Origin of the sequence: Prevotella phocaeensis, assembly GCF_900065875.1 — a bacterium.
Classification (GTDB): Bacteria; Bacteroidota; Bacteroidia; order Bacteroidales; family Bacteroidaceae; genus Prevotella; species Prevotella phocaeensis.
This window is the reverse complement of the sequence record NZ_LT160626.1, coordinates 764,756-782,634: the sequence shown is the minus strand read 5'-3', so window position 1 is coordinate 782,634 and position 17,879 is coordinate 764,756. Positions and strand designations below refer to the sequence as shown.

At 40.8% G+C, this 17,879-nt stretch carries 16 protein-coding genes and 1 pseudogene; 10 read left to right on the top strand and 7 right to left on the bottom strand.

The genetic code is table 11. The features are described 5' to 3' along the window. Positions 1-2: 2 nt before the first annotated feature. The 6 genes from BN3912_RS11375 to BN3912_RS11345 all read right to left on the bottom strand — a co-directional run bounded on the left by BN3912_RS11375 (position 3) and on the right by BN3912_RS11345 (position 5,128). Positions 3-923 (bottom strand): relaxase/mobilization nuclease domain-containing protein, encoded by a 921-nt coding sequence (locus BN3912_RS11375; protein WP_004354404.1) that lies wholly within the window; start codon positions 921-923, stop codon positions 3-5. Further along, on the bottom strand, positions 920-1,273 hold the full coding sequence (locus BN3912_RS11370) for a plasmid mobilization protein (RefSeq protein WP_004354385.1): 354 nt from the start codon (positions 1,271-1,273) through the stop codon (positions 920-922). The genes BN3912_RS11375 and BN3912_RS11370 overlap by 4 nt, the downstream gene beginning before the upstream one ends. Positions 1,274-1,416: 143 nt before the next feature. Further along, positions 1,417-2,328, bottom strand: coding sequence for a toprim domain-containing protein (locus BN3912_RS11365; RefSeq protein ID WP_004354396.1), 912 nt, complete (start codon positions 2,326-2,328; stop codon positions 1,417-1,419). A gap of 267 nt (positions 2,329-2,595) precedes the next feature. After that, entirely contained in the window at positions 2,596-3,786 is a 1,191-nt protein-coding gene (locus BN3912_RS11355; RefSeq protein ID WP_023983917.1) for a primase-helicase family protein, read from the bottom strand. 3 nt (positions 3,787-3,789) lie between these two features. After that, a complete protein-coding gene (locus tag BN3912_RS11350) occupies positions 3,790-4,083 on the bottom strand; it encodes a helix-turn-helix domain-containing protein (RefSeq protein WP_004354446.1) in 294 nt (97 codons plus the stop codon). Positions 4,084-4,207: 124 nt separating this feature from the next. Further along, positions 4,208-5,128 carry a hypothetical protein gene (locus BN3912_RS11345; protein ID WP_004354444.1) on the bottom strand — a complete coding sequence of 307 codons (921 nt, stop codon included), beginning with the start codon at positions 5,126-5,128 and terminating at the stop codon, positions 4,208-4,210. A gap of 393 nt (positions 5,129-5,521) precedes the next feature. Between BN3912_RS11345 and BN3912_RS11340 the strand changes: the two genes are divergently transcribed. Together BN3912_RS11340 and BN3912_RS11335 are read left to right on the top strand one after the other, a co-directional pair. Further along, positions 5,522-6,703, top strand: coding sequence for an IS256 family transposase (locus BN3912_RS11340; protein ID WP_004354393.1), 1,182 nt, complete (start codon positions 5,522-5,524; stop codon positions 6,701-6,703). Between the two features lie 187 nt (positions 6,704-6,890). Then, a pseudogene (locus tag BN3912_RS11335) lies at positions 6,891-7,294 on the top strand (site-specific integrase); the annotation flags it as partial. Positions 7,295-7,324: 30 nt separating this feature from the next. On the opposite strand, the gene BN3912_RS11330 reads toward BN3912_RS11335, so the two are convergent. Continuing rightward, positions 7,325-8,227, bottom strand: a complete 903-nt coding sequence (locus BN3912_RS11330) for a DUF6268 family outer membrane beta-barrel protein (RefSeq protein ID WP_036877353.1) — start codon at positions 8,225-8,227, stop codon at positions 7,325-7,327. 142 nt (positions 8,228-8,369) lie between these two features. On the opposite strand from BN3912_RS11330, the gene BN3912_RS11325 reads away from it, so the two are divergent. From BN3912_RS11325 to mobV, 8 genes are all read left to right on the top strand, one after another. Then, on the top strand, positions 8,370-9,395 hold the full coding sequence (locus tag BN3912_RS11325) for a sensor histidine kinase (protein ID WP_004354437.1): 1,026 nt from the start codon (positions 8,370-8,372) through the stop codon (positions 9,393-9,395). 4 nt (positions 9,396-9,399) lie between these two features. Then, on the top strand, positions 9,400-10,140 hold the full coding sequence (locus tag BN3912_RS11320; protein WP_023983920.1) for a LytR/AlgR family response regulator transcription factor: 741 nt from the start codon (positions 9,400-9,402) through the stop codon (positions 10,138-10,140). Between the two features lie 779 nt (positions 10,141-10,919). Beyond that, positions 10,920-12,257, top strand: a complete 1,338-nt coding sequence (locus BN3912_RS11310; protein WP_004342655.1) for a site-specific integrase — start codon at positions 10,920-10,922, stop codon at positions 12,255-12,257. 6 nt (positions 12,258-12,263) lie between these two features. Beyond that, on the top strand, positions 12,264-13,187 hold the full coding sequence (locus BN3912_RS11305) for a DUF6043 family protein (RefSeq protein WP_004342656.1): 924 nt from the start codon (positions 12,264-12,266) through the stop codon (positions 13,185-13,187). 174 nt (positions 13,188-13,361) lie between these two features. After that, the gene (locus tag BN3912_RS11300; RefSeq protein ID WP_004342657.1) at positions 13,362-13,676 is read left to right on the top strand and encodes a helix-turn-helix transcriptional regulator; all 315 of its coding nucleotides are present in this window, start codon (positions 13,362-13,364) and stop codon (positions 13,674-13,676) included. Between the two features lie 4 nt (positions 13,677-13,680). Further along, a complete protein-coding gene (locus tag BN3912_RS11295) occupies positions 13,681-14,871 on the top strand; it encodes a primase-helicase family protein (protein ID WP_004342658.1) in 1,191 nt (396 codons plus the stop codon). A gap of 458 nt (positions 14,872-15,329) precedes the next feature. Then, a complete protein-coding gene (locus BN3912_RS11290) occupies positions 15,330-16,265 on the top strand; it encodes a toprim domain-containing protein (RefSeq protein ID WP_004342659.1) in 936 nt (311 codons plus the stop codon). Positions 16,266-16,447: 182 nt separating this feature from the next. Next, a complete protein-coding gene (mobV, locus tag BN3912_RS11285; protein ID WP_004342660.1) occupies positions 16,448-17,788 on the top strand; it encodes a MobV family relaxase in 1,341 nt (446 codons plus the stop codon). Positions 17,789-17,879 lie beyond the last annotated feature (91 nt).

Here is a 17,879-nt window from a genome sequence, read left to right as displayed (position 1 = left end):
AGTTATAAATGTATTTTACGTTTTTTCTTTTTCTTCTTTTTATCGAGTGTGTTGTAAACCTCCGCAGGGACAGTACCATGAGTTTGAAACAAGTCCAATCCTCCTTCGATGAGCTCGTTGGCTATTTCGCTCGTAACACTTGCAACATTGGAGATGAGGTTTATCATTCCTTGTGTCTGCTGTTCTTGTTCCCTGTTTTTCTGTTGCAGGGAAAAGTCTATCTTGGAATAACTGAAACCCCTATCCACTTTAGAGCCATTGAAATAATAGCCGTTCTTTTCAAAGATGATGCCCTGCACTTCCTGTGAGTTTCCTTTGTACTTAAAGCGGACATCAATATCTTGCTTTTTCAAGTGAGCAAGAAGCTCTTTCCAATTCCTGCACTGGGCAATCTCTGCTTTCAATGCCTGATAGATTTCATACTTGGTCTTGTCAGGTTCTTTCAGTCGATGTTCTTTGACATTCTCCTTGCCATCGGCTAAGTACAAACCGTATTTGGCGGTCAGTTCCTTGCAAATCTTCTCACTTCTGAATCTGTCGTTACGATCAGAGATAGTCTTGCCATTATTATCTATCCGATTGAAAGCGATATGAACGTGCGGATGTTCCTTGTCGAAATGGCGACCGATAATGTACTGCGTATCTTTTATTCCCATCTTCTCCATGTATTCACGAGCGATCTGCGCCATCCATTCATTACTGAGCTTGGAAGAGTCCTGTGCCGAGAAACTCAGGGAGATATGTCCGACAACCTTAGTTACTCGTGGATTCAGTTCTGTCTGGTCGATGAAACTTTGGACAATATGGTTGATGCTCTCCGTTCTCACTCCGGAACTATCAATGAGTTCCGTTCCTTTCTTCGGGTCAAGGATGTAATTGATTACACCCTTGAAGCCCGAACCTTTCATTATCTTGGCAATCATTTTCGTATCAGATTTAGGATTTCGTCAATCTTGCCAATGATGGTTTTATGGAAAGGAGCAATGGCATGAAAACCTTCCGCATTGGCACGATGTGCCAATTGATTGAGATTATTTGCCATTCCACACAGCTTGCGGATGAAGTCTGCTTGCTCTACGGTCAGTCGTTCAATGACATTTCCATTATCAAGAACTTTTCTTACAAACTCACTCATGGTTACTCCTGCGCTTTTGGCTTTGCTTTTGAGCGTATAGTAATCCTGCGTATTCAGTTTCACCGTGATACGGTATTTCTTCTTTTCGGCTACGCCCTTGGTTGGACGACCACCTTTTTTATATTCTGTTTTTATCATACTTGTTTCTTTGATTTGATTTGATGGAGACCAGCGGGATAATCCTCTGCAACGACTGTCAGGAGGTGGAGCAAGTGGTTTTGGTATGCCCAAAACATAAACTTGCTCCCCGAAAAACAGATTACGCAAAGCAAATCCTACAATCATAGCTTAATCCCTTTGATTTTCTTGTTTTCTGCTTTCTCTGAATGCTTAATTTTAGCACACAGATACTCGTTCAAGTCCTTGTAGCCATTGTATAAAGTTGATGCATCCACAACAGAATTTTCTAATTCCTTTGAAAGTTGCAGGTAGGCATTTCTTCCGGCATTGTCATTGTCCAAGAAGCATTGAACACTATCATATTGCGACAAGCGCTCTAATGCCTTTTGGATATTTGACACAGAATTGAGTACCAAATAATCTTGCCGCTTTAATCCGTCATTCTCCTTTCTTCGGAGCGTCATAAATGAAAGAAAGTCTATGAAGCCCTCGAAAACAAAACATATTTTCTTTGGTTCTTCTGCATAGAAATGGCTGATGTCTTTTGGTGCAATGCAGCCTTTGAAGAACGGATTGCGTATTTCGTAGCCACCTGCGATATTGGGAAAGCCAATACCAAAGTAATGCTTACCCCTTGTATCAAAGTGCAGCTCCTTACACACAGTTCTTGCCGTTTCAATATCAATACACCTTTCTTCAAGATATTTGATAAGGGCTGGATGAGTGATAGGAAGCACCTGAAGATGCTCAAAAGAGTTCTGCGGTGTGGTTGGCTTGACTGTGGGCAGACTGCCTGACACGCTGCTTGGTGCGTTACGCTCTATCTGATGAATGAGATACGACACGTCCGAAGAGTTGTAGAGCAACTCTGCAAGGGTGATGATATTGCCACCTCTGCCAATACCGAAGTCATACCATTGATTGATTTCTGTATTTACCTTGAACGATGCGTGTTTCTCCGTTCTTAATGGAGAAAGGTACATGAGGTTGACACCATATTGTTTTACGGGTTTACAGCCCATTGCTGTAAGAAAGTCCTGCAACTTAATTTGTTTGATTTCCTTTATATTCATGATTGTAGGAAGTTAAAGTGATAAAAAAAATGATGAATTGATGAATTTGATTTTATCTATATGGTTATCAGATGGTTTTGCACTCATCGCACCCTCATCGTACTACTCAACAAAATGGAGTTGCTGCCGAAAAAGAAAACACAATCCTTTTCTTTTTTCATCAGCAGAATATCCACGACGAGCAAAAGATGAGAAAGTAAACGGTTTATACTGAATACTTTATATAGTTTATTCATCATTTCATCAAAATAATGGATATAAAATTGTTTAGAGACTCTTAAGCTGCTTCTTAGTAATAGTATAGAACCTGCCAGTTCTTCTGATAGGAGAGTAATACTGCGGAGCGTTGTAACTGAGTTGGTAGGTGGTGTAGGTCAGCGTATTGGACACAGGCGTGAGTTTCCAGATGTCCTGCACAATCCTCCTTATCTGCCCTTTGTCATACTTGCATTGCGTATTACTCAAAAGTGGCATCATGTCATTGATGCAGAAAGAGACTTCCTCAACGTTATTTATCTCCATGATGTCAAGGCATAACTCGGACATTTCAAGTTCCAACTTGTTTCGGTTACTGCGGATGATGCGCTGCAAGGCAGGAGTAAAAGTCAGTTGGGGCGAAAACCACATACGGCTCTCTTTATGGGTAGAGAGCGTGCGGTGTTGCAGGAAATAGAGAAAGGCAGGAATTTCGGCTTTCAGCTTTTGCAGAAAGTCGGTGTCATCGCTTTTAAGACGCTCTATCTTCCTTACCCAATATCGGCTTTCTCCCACGTCTATGATGACTGGGAGTAACTCGTTATTGGAACACAACACGAACTTGGCAAAGAAGGAGATTTCATCTCGGTCTTTACCCTTTGCTTCCACTTTATAGGAAAGTGTTGTACTGAGATTTTTCAACCGTTCACTATCCTCCCTACGGTTGAGCAATACTTCGTCCACAACAATAAGCAGTTTGCCTGCCCAGTCTACGTTGAACTGACTGCGAAAATCCTCGTTGGTGTTGAAAGTAACATTGTTCTGAAAAACAGCTTTGAGGAAGTTGAGGAACGTACTCTTGCCTGTATTACGTTCCTCTGATACCATCAAGAGAATGGGGAGTTTCTGCACGGGTTGGAGATAGAGCAATTGCAAGTAATCCATGCCCAACTCGTATTGTTCCCCGAAGATATGCCTTATCAGGGATTCGATGTGTAGGAACTCTCCTTCTTTTGGCTGGTGTCCTATCGGCTCGTAGAGATTCAGAAACTTGTCAACCACTGGTTGATAGTTCACGTGGTTAGGTACGGTACAGAAACCATCGTACTTCGGGACAGTGGCAATGAAGTTCTTACCATAGTCCTGCCGTAGCGTCTCATTGTTCCACACGATACGCTTCTTGACAAAACCGCCATTGATGCGTGGTTGGTTCACAATCTTATATAAGGTTGTGCCAACACGGATAAATTCTTCCTGTGCCATGAGCTATTTCTGCATTAAGGGTTTGTTGCCCATGATATACCTTTGAGCCTCTTGATTTATCTGTGCTGTGGTCTTAATAGGATTCTGCCGTAGCCACGCTTCAAGTTCTGCCTTCTCAAAATAAAGCATTTTACCTTGTGGCTTGTAATGAGGTATCAGATTTCCCGATGTGAGTTTGTAGAGATAACTCTTTGAGAGGTTCAAGAATCTGCTGGCTTCTTCAAAACTCAGCACGTTCTTATTCATGAATACCATTTGTTCGAGTTCTTCAACTCGAGTTTCTAATGTCTTGTTCATATTGAAAACATTTTGAATTAAACAACATGAAGGTGCACCTTCGCTAATTATTTGTTAACGAGGGCAAAATTAGAAACGATAAAAGTAAATGGCGTTGAGCAATGTTTGAGGTATCAACCTATGCTCAACCTTTTTTCAGTTGTTTGATGTAGTTATCAATGGTTTCCCATCCTTTCGGCTGCTTCATGTTGATTTGGTCTGTTGCGGTGGAAAGGTCGGTGCGTGTCAGTGGCGTATCTTTTGTTTTCCCCAAGACAAATTCATTACGAGCAATCGCAGATTGCCATTCATCAGTAATGAACCCTCGAAGATTAAGACTTTGCATGAGATATGCCAGCTGGCGATTGTTGTTTGATTTCAAAACACCTTTTAGTTTACAAGCAAAAAAGTCTTTGAGTATCTTGGCAGATATGTGGGTCGTGAATAATTGGATTTCGTTGATGCAAGCGGTAAGAATCTCAATTTGCTCATCTGTAAACTCGGATTGAAATGGATTTATTCCTTTACCAACGATGACCGGTTTCTTTTTCTGCTCACATGGTTCATCGTTTATCAAGACAGAAGAGCGAGACCGATCAGTTTGTACCTCTGTCAATTCAATTCGTTCTATTTCTGCCATGAGGTATTTTGCGTATCGTTCATATAGAATTGCATCGACAAGATACGAAAACATCGGCAGAGCATCATTATATAAGGTGTGTGTCTCAATGTATTTCGCATATTCAAACGAAGATACAGAGAATGAGGTATATTTCTGTTTTTGTTCTTTGGTCAGTGATTCAAAGAAAGTGCTTTCCCACAAAAAGTTATCATCTGTATAGTATTTCTCTACACATGTAAGGGCAGGATAATTTAGATAAATGGAAGAAAGATCGTCTGTTATTCGGATATATTCTTTTTGTAAAATCTCTTTAAACTGCATATTGCTTACACAGCTTTTTTTCCTCAGAATATTTCCAATGAGCACATTGTAGGTCTGGGTAATGCAGTAGTTTAATATTCGTTGAATACTGTCAAGCTGTATCTTTAGATTGTCATTTTCCATTTTTGCAATTTTCTAAGATAGGTATTGTTTACAAAGATAGGGCATTCGTTGGAGAAAAAGCCAAGGAAGGGAAAGAAACAGAATAAAAAGGGAAGAGTTGTCGTTAATTAAATATAAAACTAAGTGGCGAAAAACTATAAAAGTACACCTTTTTCTTTGTTTTGTTACAAAGTACACTTTTAGTACATATTAAAAAAGAAAAGCCCCTTGTAAATCACTGATTTACAAGGGGCTTGTGGTACCAGATCCGGTACAAGATAGTGAAAACAAGAGAAACGAAAAGAATATATAATACTGATAATCAGTAATTTGAGTTTTGGTAGTGTCCTATAAAAGTGTGTAAGCCCATTTTATTCTTATCTTTGTATTTGAAAACCATAAAGAAAGGAACAAATGAAGCTTACACATTCACAAATTTCGGAAATTCTTTCGAATTACACAAGCAGTAGCGAGGGTTTTGTTACCCTTCAGTCTTTAATTATGAACTCTCTGATGTTTCATGAACGGGAGGTGTTCGTCAGTGCAAACGGCAATGAGCAATACAACGGTTTCCGTTCTCGACGTTGGTACAGTCACGGCTTTGAGTTTTCCCTGCGTATCCCTCGCAGCCGCAGCGGCAACTTCTATCCCGTTCTCCTGGGCCTGATACGCAATGAAAGCGAGGAACGTGCGAGGCTGTTCAACCTTCTCTATACCAAGGGACTTACTACGCAACAGATAGGTGAGATCTCCGACAGCATCTATGGCCGCGCTTACAGCAAGCAGCAGGTTTCCTGTCTGTCCAGGAGTTGCCGTGAGGACGTTGAGCTGTGGCTGGGCCGTGCCTTGTCCCCGCATTACTTGGCCGTCTACATTGACGCTACCTTTATCTCCACCCGCAGGGACGGGCAGGTATGCAAGGAGGCTTACTATACCATGCTGGGGGTGTTGGAGGACGGAAGCAGGGAGGTGCTCACTGTAGTCAATCATCCCACGGAAGGGGCCGTATGCTGGAAAGAGGAGCTTGAGGCGTTGAAGGAAAGAGGCGTCGAAGGGATTGACCTTGTCGTTTCCGATGCGCTGCAAGGCATAGAGAATGCCGTCTGTGCTGCCTTTCCGCAGGCAGCACATCAGTTCTGCGTGGCACATGTCAAGCGACAGATACTTGGTAGCGTATCCTATAAGGATAAGCCGGCAGTGGCCCAGGAACTTGGCGAAGTGTTCTCCTTGGAGAACAAAGAGATGAAATCCTTGCAGGGATACGAACATTTCATTACTTTTGTGAACAAATGGGAAAAGAAGTACCCAACCTTGAGAAGGTATAAGGCGGAGCGTAACGCAGCTTACTTCACGTACATGGACTTCCCCATAGAAGTACAAAGGTGCATATACACCACCAACTGGATTGAAAGGTTAAACAGAAAATACAAGAGAACCATAAGTATGAGAACCTCTATGCCGTCAGACAAGGCAGTGATATTCCTATTGGCTGCTGTGGCTATGGAGGAAACAAAGAAAACATATCCCAGAAGAGTATATCAATTTAAAAACTGGAAAGAGAGAATAAAAAACGAATGGAAAGAGAGAAGAGAATAGAAGGAATACTTACACACTTTGAAAGACAGTACCTGAGTTTTTCTTATTTTTGCTAAATTAGCCTATTCTTGCCTGTTTTTTGTTAGATAGTACACTTTGATTTTCAAGACTTTTTAGTATCTTTGCAAAATAAGAAAACACCTGAAAATAAACGAGTTAATGATTTTACTCGGTTTGAAATGTGTGACGAGCATTTATCCTTTGCGCCTGTATTGTGGTCTGCGTTTCTGCGATGTGAAAGACTTAACCTATAAGAATATCGACTATACCAACCATCTTTTGAAGTTTGAGCAGAATAAAACCAAAGGACATTCTGCCAATAGCGGTGTGGTTATCCCTTTGAACGATGGTTTGCTTTCATTGATAGGAGAAGATCCAGAAAACTTAGATTCATCCATTTTCAACTTACCCACTTATGAGAGCTGTTGCAAATCAGTAAAACGGTGGGTAAAGCGTGCAGGAATCAATAAACACATCAGCTGGCACATGGCACGCCATACATTCGGTACGTTTGCTTTGAGTGCGGGAATTCCTATTGAGAGTATCGCCAAGATGATGGGACACGCTTCAATCGCTAGCACACAGATATAATTGCATAGAAAGGCAACTTCTTATCATCGGCTAAAATTCGATATTCAAACCGGCAGAAGCATAAGGAGATACTTGGAAATAGCATGACCTGTCCCGAAACATACTCTTTAAGCTCCTGTCAGTGATTTCCGCAGGGCGTATGACATGAATGCCGGCCGTGAGGGGAATAGAGATGCGTTTGCCGAGTTTTATTTCGGGGCGGAAGCCAGCGATAATGTATTGGTGGGAGAAGATTTTGTCTTTTCCGTCCTGCACCATCAGCGCCATTTGTCCCTTCATTTCCGCCACGATGTTCAGACTTAAATGTCTGTTCGCATTATATCCCGCCGACATTTCCACACCGTCCATCATCGAGATTTTTACGGTATATTTTCCAGCCGTCGCCCAGTTCAGGTAAAAGGCGGGGAACAGCATCGGATAGCCGAAGGAGTTATTCAAAACAATCCCCCCGCCCAATTCAAGATTCGGTTTCAGATGATAGATGAAAACCACTCCCACACTGCCTAAAACGTTCTTGAACCTGATTTTGGAAAGCTTAGTGCTCGGCATATAAATGCCGCCTCCGACGGTGGTGAGCATCGACCATCTGTCATTCAAAGGCCTTAAATGATTCAGGCTCAGGCCGAGGTTCATTATCTCGTCGATGACCAAAGGCTCCGTGAAACCTTTGTTATCGAGCCTTACATATGCTCCTCCCACACTGAGTGCCCACATGGTAGGGCGTTTGTTTTCATCGAGTTTCATCGACAGCGGAATATTGACACCGCCCTGATAAACAACCGCCGAACCTTTGCTGTTTCCCACTTTCCTGTCCGTATCGCCTTCTGTCATTCGATAATCCGATTCTCCGAAATATTCGGTTTTGAACATGATTTGGGCATTTAAGCCCGTGCAGGCAGCCATCATTAATTCTAAAAGCAATATTTTTTTCATCTTGGTATTTATGAATGAATAATAATAATCTGCCACAAAGTTATATGTCCGACCGCCATTTGCCAAAATCTCTTTGACGAATCACAGCTTTACCTTTGACGAATAATAATATATCTTTCATTTAATCCGTTAACTTTGCAGTATGAATATTGACTTGATAAAAAAAGACCGATACATTATTATCCCATTTTGGATATTGATGTTTTTTATTTTCTGGCTTCAGGTGATGCCGCAAACGGCGTCGGCACTCGAATCGGTGCTGTTTGCTGCACTTCTGATCATTACGATATGCCCTGTTGCCAACTACCTGAGCGGACCTTTGCTGCTGCGAGCCATGAAACAGAAAGAAGCAGGGCGGTTTGCCGGGCAGTTTGTCGCGTTATCGCTGGTTGTGGGACTTGTCTTCGTGAGCTGCATCGAACTGTTTTCCGGTTTGGAAAAGGCGGGAGTGTTTCTCGTGTCAGGCTGTTTCAACTTGTCAGCAACGCAACCTTACGCCTTTTTCGTACCTGTTTCGGCGGGTGTTATCATCAATATCGCCATTTGTGGACTGCGTTTCTTTTTGGAATATGTCAGGTCGCAGCAGCGGCTTGCCGAATATCGGTTGTGCACGCTCAGGCATCAAATGACGCCTCACTTCATGTTCAACGTGCTGAACGACATACACGTGCTGATGCAGACCGATGTGGAACTGGCGTCGGAACTGCTGATAAGGTATTCCGAGATATTGCGTTATCAGCTGTATAGCGGGGACAGGCAAAGCGTAACGCTCGGCGAGGACGTGCAATTCCTGAAAGATTTTATTGCCGTGGAGCAGTTGCGCCGGGACGACAGGCTCACGGTGTCGTGTTCGTGGGAGATTGAAAACGCACAGGTGGAAATCCCGGCATTGCTCTTCATTGCGTTTGTGGAAAATGCGTTCAAGCATGTTGCCGGTGCTGATATGGAAAAGGGATATATCGATATTTGTCTGCGGCAGGCGGGCAGTACCATCTTTCTTGAAGTAAAAAACTCTAAACCGGCATTGCCTGCAAGAAGAACAGATACGGGAGGGAGGGGACTTAAAAACATAAAAGAGCGGTTGGATATACTCTGTTTCGGAAAATATGACTTGACAATCGATGAAACGGAAAACTGCTATCATACAAAACTTGTAATTGATTTCTAAACCGATGGTGGAAACGATATTGAAAACGAACCCGTACAGGATGAAATGTTTGGTGGTGGACGACGAGTCGATTGCCGTAAAAGGAATTGCGAACTATATCGGAAAGTTGGATTTTCTGGAAGTTGCCGCTTCCTGTTCGTCGGCGTCGGAGGCAGCCGAAATCCTCCGAAACAAAGAGATTGATCTGATGTTTCTGGATATTAACATGCCCCGTCTTTCCGGATTGGACTTTTTGGAGTCGTTGGATAAACCGCCATTGACCATCATCACCACGGCATATTCGGAATATGCGCTCGATGGTTTCCGATTGCACGTTACAGATTATCTGATGAAACCCATTGCCTTTCAGCGCTTCTTTCAGGCGGTATCGAAAGCACGGGAGATGTTTCTCCTGCAAAGCGGACGCGAAGAAACAACGGCTCCGGGCATGTATATCAGGCAGGGAGATTCCTTCAAGCGGATTGCATGGGAAGACATTCTTTACGCGGAGGGTATGCAGAACTACGTAAGACTGCATTTCGAGGACAGGGTTTTGACCATTCACCAAACCATGACGTCTTTAGAAGAAATGTTGCCCCGAGAAGCCTTTTTCAGAATACACCGCTCCTTTCTTGTCAACATATCCCATATAGATACCATTTCGGGAGGGCGGATTTTCATGGGCGGGAAAGAACTTCCCGTCTCAAAGCAGCGAAAAGACGAGCTGTTGCGGTCTGTTGTGTATAAGAATCTGATAAGTAAATAGCAATGACAGTACGAGAAACTCATTGAGAGTTCTCTTGTATGTGTACCAAAGGCAGTCGATATGGGAGCAGAATCCTTTGCAGAGTATGAATAATAAAGAAATTCAAGTATGTATGGCAAACTTCCGAATAAAATGGGATCACTCAATAAGAACGAGAGTGTGTCCAAATGGTCATATTCTCTTTTTCTGCACAAAGCCCCGACTTTCTCAAGCCAGGGCTTTACTATTTCCTAAAGTTTTTATACCTTTAGGCATTCGAAATTACAATGCCAAAGATACACTTTCGTTCTTACATACACAACCAAATGCAAAGAATCGACAAAGATATTGTGAAGTGCCCCCAAATCGTATCGGCGGATAACTTAAGCAATACAAAAAAGGAGGAGCGCATCACTTTGCACTTGCTTATGGAATTCGCCAGGGAAGAGTTGTCGTTAATTAAATATAAAACTAAGAGACGAAAAATCATAAAAGTACACCTTTCTCTTTGTTTTGTCATAAAGTACACTTTTAGTACGCCTTGAAAAAGAAAAACCCCTTGCAAATCAAGGATTTACAAGGGGTTTGTAGTACCCAGACCCGCATTTGAAATATTAAATACGGGAACATCTTATTTAATCCTATTAAATCTCATTATTTAATATAAATAACTAACAATCAATGCAATAAAGTAATAATTAATTTAGTTTGGTTGAAAGTGATAAAAATAAATTTAGGATGATTGGGAACAATTTGGGAACAATTATGTATCTTTGCAGCAGAACTAAAAGCATTGATTTATGAAGGTTACTGCATTCATCCGAAAGACTGCAAAAAAGAATGATACGGATAGTATGGCTACTATCTATTTTCGTTTGCGTGACGGAAAGAAAGACATTAAGGCTGCAAGTGAGCTTGTAATTAATCCCAATCATTGGAGTAGTGAGAAGCAAGGCTACAAAGACCGTGTTGCGCTGATTTCTGAAGAGAATAAATTACATTTGGCGCAGAGTATACAAGATATTGTGTCAGTAATTACAGAGCAATATACAGAAGAAGCAGATAGTGAATGGCTGGCAATGATTATCAACAAGTACCATCATCCTAATCGTTACAAAACGGAAGAAGAGTTGATGCAGGAAAATAAGCCAAAACTCTTGGAACTCTTTGATAAATTTCTGATAGAACATAAACTATCAGCAGTACGAGTAAAGAACTTTAAGGTTATTAGGCGTTCACTGGCACGGTATGAAATGTATGTGAAGACCGTAAAGCGTGGACATCGTGATTTTATTCTTGATGTAGATGATGTAACCTCTAACACTTTAAGGGATATGTGGGATTTCTTTGAAAATGAGCATATCTATTATGAGAAATATCCCAAGCTATATGAAGCGTTTCCAGAGAAGCGTGTTCCATTACCAAGAGGTAAGAACACTTTGATAGATAGATTTTCTCGCATAAGGACGTTCTTTATTTGGTGTTATGATAGAAAGATAACAACAAATCGTCCTTTCGACGAGTTCCCATTAGATGAATGTACCTATGGTACACCTTATTATATTACACTGGATGAACGTGACCAAATATTTGATGCAGACCTATCCGCACATCCACAGCTTACCATTCAGAGGGACATCTTTATCTTTCAGACCTTGATAGGTTGTAGGGTGAGTGACTTATATAGGTTGACGAGAAGAAACATCGTGAATGAAGCTATTGAGTATATTCCCAAAAAGACCAGAGAGGGTAATCCTGTAACGGTAAGAGTTCCTTTGAATAATAAAGCTAAAGCTATATTGGAACGGTACAATGACTATAAGGGAGCAAAGTTGTTCCCATTCATATCCGAGCAGAAATATAATGTAGCTATCAAGCGAATCTTCGAGGAAGCTGGAGTTGATAGGATAGTAACAATTCTGGATCCATTGACTCATGAAGAAGTGAAGCGACCCTTGTACGAGGTTGCAAGTAGCCATTTAGCAAGACGTACATTTATCGGCAATATCTACAAGAAAGTAAAAGACCCTAATTTGGTTTCAGCGTTATCAGGACACAAAGAGGGAAGTAAAGCCTTTAGGCGATACAGAGATATTGATGAAGAAATGAAGAAAGACTTGGTTAAAATCTTAGACTAAATCCGTATGACAGATAAATTTGAAGAGTTTAAATGCCTAATAAAAGAGTGGCTTGATACACATCCTAAAGAGTATGGTTCATTTGTTGAAGAAATGAACCGTAAGGATAGTGCAGGATTTCAGAAAGTGTTCATGTTAGTAGTGAGGTTAGTTCCCAAATACAAAGATGCTGTAAAAAAGAGAATATCTAACGATACTCTGAAAGACTTTTCTTCCTTGGAAGGTATCTTGACTAATTCAAATCTTGCAGAGAACTTGGTGAATGAGTTCCATAACATCGATAAACACTCCATTGTACCAGCTATGCTTGCATGGCTGTATTATGGCAGAAGTTACGAGTGTATGGTAGAACAGGGTGAGAGCCTTATTCATAATAATAAAACTAATAGAGTTCATAGATGGATTTTGTCGTTGTTGGTCAAATACATTATTCATAAAAGTATATCTTCTGGAGAAAGAACCAAGGAAGATTGGGAGGAATTTAGATTGTATAAACATTCCTTATCCACAGATACAATTGTTGAATCAGCATTGGAAGAAGCGAAAACTTCTGATGGTAACAGTAACAATGTTATCAACAAGAAGCGTGGCAGACCAAAGGATGAAAGGAATTTGAAGGAACTTTTAAAGCCAGAAGCAAACGAAGAGTTGCTTTCTAAGATAAGGAATAGAATATTAACCAAGCCAAAAGAGAAAGATATTGTTTATCTCAAAATTGCTTTGGAAGAACGGGGCTTACTTAACGAATGTGATATTGCGCCATTTCATAGAGCATTATCCGACTATTACAACGTTCAATTAGTGGGACTTCGTGGTGTTCAAAATGCCTATAAAGAGCTTTCAGAGACTATTGGAAAAACAGGAATTAGGTTGATGGATAAGGGAGAAGACCGTGCTTCAATAGATGAATTCAAGACCTTTTTATCCTAATAACAGTTCGTTTAATTCGTTTAATATTTAAGCGAATTAAGCGTTTTGCAATTCGTTGAAAATCAATCATTTTTCGATATAAATTTGCAGTCGTCATCTCAACCGAGGTGGCGACTTTTTGTTTGCAAGCCACCGACAACAGGAAGTCAAACAAGCTGGTGGAGTCTAAAAAATATGACCGATATTTTATCTATCATTCAAGGCTCTAACGCACATGTGCGATTAGAGGTGTCTGGTGAGGATTTGTTGGCATTTTCCAACGACCTTATTAACCGTGCAAAAGACGAACTTACAACCATCGTTGAAGAATCACGTAAGGAACGCTTTCTTTCTAAGGAAGAAGTAAAACAATTATGTGGAGTCTGTGATGCTACCTTATGGCATTGGGGCAAGAAGAACTATCTGAAGCCTATAAAGGTAGGGAACAAGGTCAGATACAGAATGTCTGATGTGCAGAAAATCTTAGGTAACGCAACCTCAAAAATCTAATACTATGGAAAAGGAAGAATATATCCGAGTTGGTACCACCTTATATAAATTGGTAGACCAACCCAAATTAGGAGGTGGCTTTGTACGCAAGCGTATCGTATGGAACAACGAAACGCTGCGCCAAGACCATGGCAAGGACTTTATGGCAAGTGTACCTAAGTACAATGGCTTCTGTACCTTGCCAGACCATGTGAACTATCAACCAGTTGTAGCAAACTTCCTCAATCTCTATGAGCCGATAGACCATGAGCCCAAAGAAGGAACATTCTCACACATAGAAGCCCTTGTATCGCATATATTTGGTGAACAGTACGAGTTAGGAATGGATTATTTGCAGCTGCTCTATCTAAAGCCCATTCAGAAATTACCTATTCTTCTGTTGGTATCAGAGGAGCGCAATACTGGTAAAAGTACTTTTCTCAACTTCCTTAAAGCCATTTTTAAGGACAATGTAACCTTTAACACCAATGAAGACTTCCGCAGTCAGTTCAATGCCGACTGGGCAGGAAAGCTCATCATCGTAGTAGATGAAGTGCTGCTTAACCGTAGGGAAGACAGTGAACGACTAAAGAACCTAAGTACCACACATACCTACAAGGTGGAGGCCAAAGGAAAAGACCGCTCTGAAATAGCTTTCTTTTCCAAATTTGTACTCTGCTCCAACAACGAGTATCTCCCTCTTATCATAGACATGGGAGAAACCCGCTATTGGGTGAGAAAAATAGAAAAGCTGCAATCTGATGATACGGATTTTCTCAAGAAGCTCAAAGAAGAAATACCTGCCTTCCTATTTTTTCTCCAGCATCGCACACTAAGTACCCAAGAAGAAAGCCGTATGTGGTTCAATCCTAAACTCACGGAAACACCAGCTTTAAAACGAATTATTAGGAGCAATCGTAACAAGTTGGAGATTGAAATGGCAGAACTTGCCATTGACATCATGAAGCAGATGAATATTAAAGAGTATTCTTTCTGCCTAAACGACATAGTTACGCTACTCAACTATACGCAAGTGAAAGCTGAGAAAAGCCATGTGCGAAAGATAGTACAAGATATTTGGAAATTGCAGCCAGCAAGCAATACACTTTGCTACACCACCTACCAGATAGACTTCAATCGCCCAAACTATTATTCCGATGTAAGGAGAATGGGCAGGTACTACACCGTCACTCTCGAACAACTTTCAGAGAAATAAATACTATTATTTTGATGAAATGATGAAACAAGAATATAAGCTACTGAATATAAGGAGAATAAATGCTCATCAGAAATCCATCAGAAATAAATCATGGATGAAGTGTATAATTGCTGTCCAAAAGAGAAATAGTGTACTATGGTGCCAAGTTTCTCTTTTGGTAAGCAGTAAATCCTGAGAACATAGAGTAGCGATTTCACTACTTCCTGAAGTAGCAAGCACTTTTGTCTGCACAAAAGTACAACTTGCTCCCCAAGAAAAAATATCTTATCTGGTAAATAGTGATAAGATGAAACCGTGAAATAACGAAGTAAAGATATAGTTGCACAAGCATCACTTCCCCTTTAGTTTATTTTTTTGATGAAGAGTTGATGTATAATATAAACACTCATTATCAAGCACTTACAAGTAAACTCATCAAATCATCAATTTTCTAACAACATCTAAGCCGTACAATTATGAACATTGAAACAGCAAAACATATCAAATTGCAGGACTTTCTGCAAAGTATAGGGCATACACCTATCAAAATTAGTGGCGAGAAGTTATATTATAAATCGCCATTTAGAAACGAAACACAGGCATCATTCAAGGTAAACACAAAGCTCAACCTTTGGTATGACTTCGGACTTGGCAAAGGTGGTAGTATCATCGCACTTGCAGAAGAGTTATATCATTCAAGAGATATTTCCTATCTGCTTGCACAAATAGAAAAGTCAGCTCCAGGCATATCCACTATGAACTATCACTCCTACCAACCTACAAGGATTACTACTCCAGAAGAACCTGCTTTTAAGAACATAGAAGTCTGCGAACTATCTCACCCTGCCTTACTTCGTTACCTCGCGGAGCGCAAAGTGGATATTGCGATAGCTCAAAAGGAATGTGTAGAACTACATTTTACCTATAAGGATAAAACCTACTTTGCTATAGGCTTTGCTAACAAGATTGGTGGCTACGAACTGCGCAACTCTTTCTTCAAAGGCTGCATAGCACCTAAATCATTTACAATTGTCAAGGCACAAGAGCAAGCCAACATCTGTTTGATATTTGAGGGTTTTATGGACTACCTTTCTTATATGACCTTGCAAAAGCAAGGCAAGGGTATCTTAACCCTTAATGATGGCAAGCCAGCTGGAGTTTCGGACATTATTATCCTTAACTCTGTCACCAACTTGCAAAAGGTAAAGAGCTTTTTAGCCTCCTACGCACACATCGTTTGTCTTTTCGACAACGATAGGGCTGGTCAAACAGCCTACGTTGAACTCTCTAAAGAGTTAGGTGCAAAGGTAGAAGATGGCTCCGTGGCTTACTCAAAGTATAAGGACATTAACGACCTACTTTGTGACAAGCCTATTACCACTCAACAACAACGAAAGGGAAAAGGGCTATAACTCCTCGCTTACTGCCCTATGGATATTTCACAAGCGAAATACCATAGCTCATTAGGGCATTTTCTTTACGCAGCCGTTACACTCCTCTGCTAAAAATGACCAATGAGCAAAGGGGAAGCCCCTTTTGAAACCCCGAAGAGAATCATCAACCTAAACTTAAAACCAAATAATTCAAGACAACTATGGGATACGCAGTACTACATTTAGAGAAAGCAAAAGGAGCCGACACGGGTATGTCTGCTCATATAGAGCGCACTATTCATCCTAAGAATGCAGATGAAAGTCGCACTCATCTAAACAAAGAACTCATTGAGTTTCCTGATGGAATCCACTCCCGAAGTGAAGCAATAAGCCATCGCATCAATACGGCTGGCATCACTCGCAAGATTGGTAAGAACCAAGTAAGGGCTATCCGTGTGTTACTCACAGGTACATTCGAGGATATGAAACGTATAGAGGATAAAGGGCAACTTGATAGTTGGTGTCAAGACAATATACAATGGTTACAGGAAACATACGGCAAAGATAATGTGGTGTCGGCAGTCCTGCATATGGATGAACACACGCCACACATCCATGCTACGATTGTACCTATTGTTACCTGTGAGCGAAGGAAAGCCAAGAAAGAGGAAGAGAGCGGTAAGCGGAAGTACCGAAAGAAGAAAGCTGGTACAACTCGGTTGTGCGCTGATGATGTGATGGTACGGAATAAATTAAAGAATTATCAAGATAGCTATGCTCAACTGATGAATAAGTATGGCTTAGAACGTGGTATTGACGGATCGGAAGCTAAACACATTTCTACCTCAGAGTATTATAAATCACTCATTGGGGAAACAGAGAACCTGCAAAGCGAACTACAAACACTTGAAACGAACAAGGGACAGTTACAGTCGGAACTCAAAGAGGTAAAACGGGATATTAAGATGGAAAAACTCAAAAGCTCTGCCGTAAATGCAACAACAGCCATTACTGATAGCGTATCTTCTCTTTTCGGAAGTAATAAGGTAAAGCGATTAGAAGAAGAAAATAAGCAGCTTAAAGCAGATAAGACTACTTTGGAAGGGAATATCTCTACGCTCAAAAAGCAAATGACAACTTCAGAAATGGTGTATAAACAGCAGGTGGAGACCCTAAAATACAAGTTAGCTCAATATGCTACTAACAAGCAATCGGAAGATAAAAAGTTGGAAGAACTTATCCCTTACCTTGCTGATATTAAGGCTATCGTGCGTGAATGTTTGCAAATGGGTTTTGCTACGCACTTGATACGAGCCATTGCATGTTTCAAAAAGGTCAGTTTCAGTGGCTCGCTTTATTCTAAGCAGCATAATCGCAAGTTTGATACCGAACAATCTGTTGCTTATATTAAGAATGTAGTTCGTGCAGAGCGCAAGAACAAATGGCAGTTGTTTATTGATGAACTACCGGTGGTAGATTGGTTTAAAATGAAATATGAGCAATGGAAAGAGAAACAAAACCTTATGCAACAACCCACACAGCATTCAGGAATAAGGAGATAGATTGTGTTCCTTCCTCTTTTTGGTTGAAAGTTATATTGTAAATGTTAGTTATACCGTATAAGGAAATATTTCTATATATTGCTTATACGGT